Raw genomic sequence first — 5309 nt, 5'->3', positions numbered from 1 at the left:
TTAGCTGGGTATAAATATCAAAGTTTTGCGTTCTGGCGCCTATTGGGGGGGCCTTTTCTGTACCTGAGTCATGTGTGCCAGGTATAGAAATTTTGTCTAATGTTAAACTTTTATTTAGTGCACTCATCCAATTATTTGTACTTACGTGAGACATATTATTCTCCAATTTTGGCTATCTGTCGAAATAATATCTGATAGGCTATAACTAACAAATAATAGCCTATCAGTAAGTTTCTTATATGGACGAACTAATTTAGTATAATAGTTCTAACCATCTGTTCGGCTTTATTTGATAAGACTTAAGGTGCTGTGTACTTACCTGTCATACTTGATTTAGTATCAGAATTGTCCATTTGGAATAAGAATAACTCTACTGTGGTATTTGAACCACTAATTAATGCAGCTATAGAACCGGAACCAACTTGATTGTGCTTTAAAATGTCGAGGATTAGTTGGCCACTCGCAGTAATAGCGCCTACGGGATTCTCTGTAACTACATTTTTTACAATCTTTAACGTATCTTTGGCTAAGCCTTCAGCATACTTTAGGTCTACAGTGCCCCCCCACGTCACACCGATCATGTCCTTCGAGCCAATCCACCAGTTATTATTGCTTAAATAACTACCTTGCCCTAAAAGGAAATCGTCGATAGTATATTTAGTGCCATTAACGGTAAGGGTTAACTTTCCACGTACTGCAAAATTCAGTTCTGCAGGTTGGTGATCGTTAAATGTTTTAGCTATGACCCCACCTCCATGCGTGTTGTTCATAAACCAATGCGAAACATCGCTTGTTTTATGACGGCCAGCTTTTACTACTAGGGTTTTCCCGTGGCAAGTAACGCCTTCATAAGGTTGGCCATGGCTAATGCAATGATCCTTTTCAGTAAAGGAAACGTCTGATAGACCTTCAATATTAAATACAAACTCATTATCGTGAATTTTAATTCCCATTATATTATTATCCTTTATTATGATGACTTTCTAACTAACTTAGGGTATGAAGTATTCTTACCGAAAAAGATGTTAAACAATCTCAAGTGGTGAGTTACCTCAATAACAAAACTAGCAAGATAATCAATTAACGCAATACTACTTTAGAGCTATTTAATATAATTATTAATATTTAGTTAGGAATGTTAGTTCTGTCGTTATCTGACATTTCGCCGCATCAACTTTAGCGTGCTAGAACCATTACATACGAGTTAAGCTGCAAAGAATTAAAACATTCCCATGGTGATGTTTTATAAGCCGGATTCCAGAAATTATATTATAATTCTAGTCAAAAAATTACGATCTAAATCCGAAGTCACCAGAAAATATTAAACACTATAATTGACTTTACCAAGACTACAGTATAATTAATAATAATAATTTAAAGTCTTAATTAAATGGAGCGCTGTACTGTAATAACGTTTGGGGAAAATCAATGGATAAACATAAAGAGAAGATAGTTTTTAAAAAAAAATTGATATATTGACTAGGGTCTGTTGATCTTTGTTGTACAAATGTTATTCAACAATATATCGGCAGCCACATTAACATAAACGCCAGTGACACCATACTGGCGTAATTTCTTGCTGACTTGTCATATCTTATTGATATTGCTAGATAGTGTTTAATTCTTCCAAAAGCATTCTCCACTAAATATCGATACCGATATAAGCACCCATCGACTCTTTCTTGAGGTGTATTCTTATAGCGGCGCCTGGCTTTGTTTTCTAAATAGGTTGAACTAAAAACCGTAGCCGCAGAACTGATCGGCATCGCCTATCAACTTACCCATCAACCGTGTCAAAACCTCGCTATAAAACAACACACTGGAAGCAATACAACCAAGCCTTAATCAACCGCGGTTCGCTTACCTTCTGGATTGATGAGGAGGTAATTGCTAAGTGGAAAGTCAAGGTTCAAAATTAGATTCTATTATTCTCTCTGAAATAGGTTACGACACATTTAGGGACTGCTTAGAAACAGAACAGACTTTCATCAGTCTGTTCTGTTATGAGCGTGGAATTTAAATCAAGAAGTCTTCGATTGAACGGCCATTTTCAATTTGCAGTTTGAATACAGTTGGCATTCTACCTTGTCCTATCCAAGTGACGGTTTCGCCCTCAACGACAATTGAATATTTAGCTGGACGTGGTGCTCTTGCACTTTTTACTTTTGCAGTAACACCGCCAAGATCATCAAGTGACAAGCCTGCAGACTCAATCATCTTCTGAAGCTCTGCAATTTTCGCGATACGCTCAGCATTTGCTTCAGCTTCAGCATTCGCTTCTTCTTCTCTTTCAGCAACGATCTTCCCTAACTTTTCGTACACATCTTTTAGTTCTGCAACAGATAACTCTTTAACAGAAGCTTTTAAACGACGAGCATGTGTTAAAATCTCTAAAAATTCAGACATTGTATTTCCCTAATAAGTTTGTATCGCAACAATATAGCTGATTTTCAATTTGTGATGAATACACAAAACCATTCTGTGAAATTAACCTTGCACAGAAATATGAACAGCCTCACTGCAAAGTTCAACACGGTTAGGTCATATTAAGTCTAACGTAGTTACTTTCACTTGATTTCTACCTTTATATTTTGCTTCGTATAAATTTTTATCAGCTACTCCTAGTAAAGTATCGCATTTCACTGTACTACCGCTATGTTGGATATATACAATTGCACCAATACTTACTGTGACATTTCGTTTAAGAATACTTAGCTTTTCAACGCATTCTCTTAATCGCTCACAGACTAAGATACAGTTGTTCTCATTAGTATTTGGCATAAGAATAGTAAATTCCTCACCACCAAATCTTGCTATTTTATCTTGATTTCGCAGATTGTCGCTTAATGTTTTTGCTACATATTTTAACGCAATATCTCCCTCTAGATGACCATGTTCATCATTGTATGACTTAAATAAATCAATATCTACTATTGCAATTGATATCGGAACTGCAAGTTGCTTTACTCTTGAGATCTGATGATTAAACCAAAATTCAAATTGCCTTCTATTTGCAACTTCTGTCAAGAAGTCCTCTGTTGCCATCCGCTCAAGAATCATATTTATTTTATTTAATGATTTTTTTTGACGCTCTATTCTTAACTCATGTTTTTTTCTTTTATCAATACCTTGAATCTGAATTATATAATAGTTTACAGCATGATCACATACATAATAAATACTTAATAGAGCCCAAACATATCCACCAAATGCTATTTTTAATTTGACTTCTTGCTCATCAACCTCCTTTAGGATAATTAAATCACCTTCTACTTTAGAGAAATCGTTGGATATGCCAATTATTTTGGTTAGTTGCCGAAGATCAATTGAAAGTAAATACTCTTCAGAATAGCCTAAAATAGATAAAATAGATTGGTTTACCTTCACAATCTGTCCTGATTGTGTTGCCAATGCCATACCACTTTTCGTTTTATTAAAAACACTTTTAAATAAAGTATCATTAATATCATTAATATCATTAATATCAGCTATATAGTTACCCATGACTTCACCTTTAATTACTTTAATTAAGAGTAGAATTTCCAGCTGTTGAAATAAAAACGCTTGCCATCTAAAAACATTGAGTGTTAATACTTTTTCTGAATAGAAACTAACTTCACCTCATAATGTACCATTAATAATTATTATAGCAGCAATATTTGTTTATAAACTAATTTCTGTGTAACAAGGAATTAGTTATACTGAAGTACTAAGATATGCACTATAAAACACTTGGCCACAAATTTAAAAGGCATGCACATTCAATGGCCCCAAAACTTCCTATTACATATATGTGCTTAGTGGTTTTTTCTACTATTTTCCTTAATATATCTTCAGTAGTATATTTAAAATCTTTGAGTGTATAAGAATCATATCCACGGCTTTATCGTGACGCATGTTAATTATATTAAATAAACACATTATTCAACTTAATATCAACCACATTAAAGTACCCATGATTTTTAGAGTATGAATCTGAAATATAGATAACCGTAATCCTTATTAATCCTCACTAAACTTATATGTTTAATTCGGAAACTGTTTTTAACTATTCATCGGTGTCTATAATAATTTTCCTATATATACTGAGCAATTACAAAGGATGAAACCGATTCATTTCGATGTTAAGTTTTAATTAAATGATTATAATTCACTCCGCCAAGATGGAAATGAGTAATAATTTATAGTTTCTCAATTAACCCCATAAAAACACACACTAATTATACTTATTATAACGATTACCTGTTCTCCTATAAACTATAAACTATCAAATTTCAGATATCTAAATAAACTATTAAAAGTATGAGTTTAATAAACTTCATTTGATTCCTCAGCAATTAATACACTTTCATCGGTGTGCTCTTAGGGATTTTAGTATTTCCCATACGCAATTACACGTCTCATCTATACAATAGTTTTAACTCATCGCACTCACACTCTTCTAAAAGTGGCACTTTTAGTGTTTTCCATTCCACTCTAGCAAGCTAGTGTTAACCAACGTTACTGAATCAGCGACACTAAAACTCGAGCAGCATCAAGATGAAAATGCCCGCAAATAACTTTTATTTGATTTTTTTCAGACTTATATAGAACTCTTAATTTATTGACAATACTGTGTAAAATTTCAGATGGAATATAACCAGAACACTTCCCAAGCATTTTTTATAATATCATCCATGTATATTTATCTAAGTAACAGAATGTGACTGTAGAGTTTACCCTCGACGAGTGCTAGTTTAATGTTATTCCGCAATAACATTAAACTAACATAAATTTAATAAGTTCCAACCAATCTTTAGAATGATATATACCGACTAAAATGCGGTTTTACTCAGGAAAATTAACAAGTTTATACGGTTTTTTTCCTAAATAGGTTGAACTAAAACCGTAGCCGCAGATCTGAGCGGCATCGCCTATCAACTTACCCATCAACCGTGTCAAAACCTCGCTATATAACAACCCACTGGAAGCAATACAACCAAGCCTTAATCAACCGCGGTTCACTTACCTTCTGGATTGATGAGGAGGCAATCGCTAAGTGGAAAGCCAAGGTCGAGCAACCCAAGCAAGGTCGTCCTCGTGTGTTTAGCGACTTAGCCATTACCACTGCGAGCCTTACAGGGCTTCATCAATTCGGTGTTTAAACTGGGTGACATCCCATTATCTTGCCCGCATTACACCTGCATCAGTAAACGCGCGAAAACGGTCAATATTGCTTTTAAAACCAAGACTCGCGGCGCCATTGAGCACTTAGCTATCGACTCGACAGGCTTGAAGATCTATGGCGAAGGTGAGTGGAAAGTGAAGAA

Annotated in this window: 3 protein-coding genes and 3 pseudogenes; 2 read left to right on the top strand and 4 right to left on the bottom strand. The window is 34.6% G+C overall.

From position 1 onward, the window contains the following. Positions 1-299: 299 nt before the first annotated feature. Positions 300-953 carry a hypothetical protein gene (locus L5L77_RS22220; RefSeq protein WP_263143549.1) on the bottom strand — a complete coding sequence of 218 codons (654 nt, stop codon included), beginning with the start codon at positions 951-953 and terminating at the stop codon, positions 300-302. Between the two features lie 561 nt (positions 954-1514). Beyond that, positions 1515-1709: pseudogene (locus tag L5L77_RS22215) on the bottom strand (IS5/IS1182 family transposase); the annotation flags it as partial. An 81-nt stretch (positions 1710-1790) separates the two neighbouring features. Between L5L77_RS22215 and L5L77_RS22210 the strand changes: the two are divergent. After that, a pseudogene (locus L5L77_RS22210) lies at positions 1791-1913 on the top strand (IS5/IS1182 family transposase); the annotation flags it as partial. Between the two features lie 103 nt (positions 1914-2016). Here the strand turns inward: L5L77_RS22210 and L5L77_RS22205 are convergent. Together L5L77_RS22205 and L5L77_RS22200 are read right to left on the bottom strand one after the other, a co-directional pair. Beyond that, positions 2017-2406, bottom strand: coding sequence for an H-NS family nucleoid-associated regulatory protein (locus tag L5L77_RS22205; RefSeq protein ID WP_263143547.1), 390 nt, complete (start codon positions 2404-2406; stop codon positions 2017-2019). 135 nt (positions 2407-2541) lie between these two features. Next, a complete protein-coding gene (locus L5L77_RS22200; protein WP_263223428.1) occupies positions 2542-3504 on the bottom strand; it encodes a GGDEF domain-containing protein in 963 nt (320 codons plus the stop codon). A 1430-nt stretch (positions 3505-4934) separates the two neighbouring features. On the opposite strand from L5L77_RS22200, the pseudogene L5L77_RS22195 reads away from it, so the two are divergent. Beyond that, positions 4935-5309, top strand: a pseudogene (locus L5L77_RS22195) (transposase); the annotation flags it as partial.

Origin of the sequence: Shewanella sp. SM29 (assembly GCF_025654245.1) — a bacterium.
Taxonomy (GTDB): domain Bacteria; phylum Pseudomonadota; class Gammaproteobacteria; order Enterobacterales; family Shewanellaceae; genus Shewanella; species Shewanella oncorhynchi.
Note: the sequence above shows the minus strand (reverse complement) of the source record. Positions and strands in the feature narration are given on the sequence as shown.

Coding starts and splice junctions, on each gene's coding strand:
- L5L77_RS22220 (WP_263143549.1), bottom strand. CDS start 953: ATGGGAATTAAAATTCACGATAATGAGTTTGTATTTAATATTGAAGGT.
- L5L77_RS22200 (WP_263223428.1), bottom strand. CDS start 3,504: ATGGGTAACTATATAGCTGATATTAATGATATTAATGATATTAATGAT.
- L5L77_RS22205 (WP_263143547.1), bottom strand. CDS start 2,406: ATGTCTGAATTTTTAGAGATTTTAACACATGCTCGTCGTTTAAAAGCT.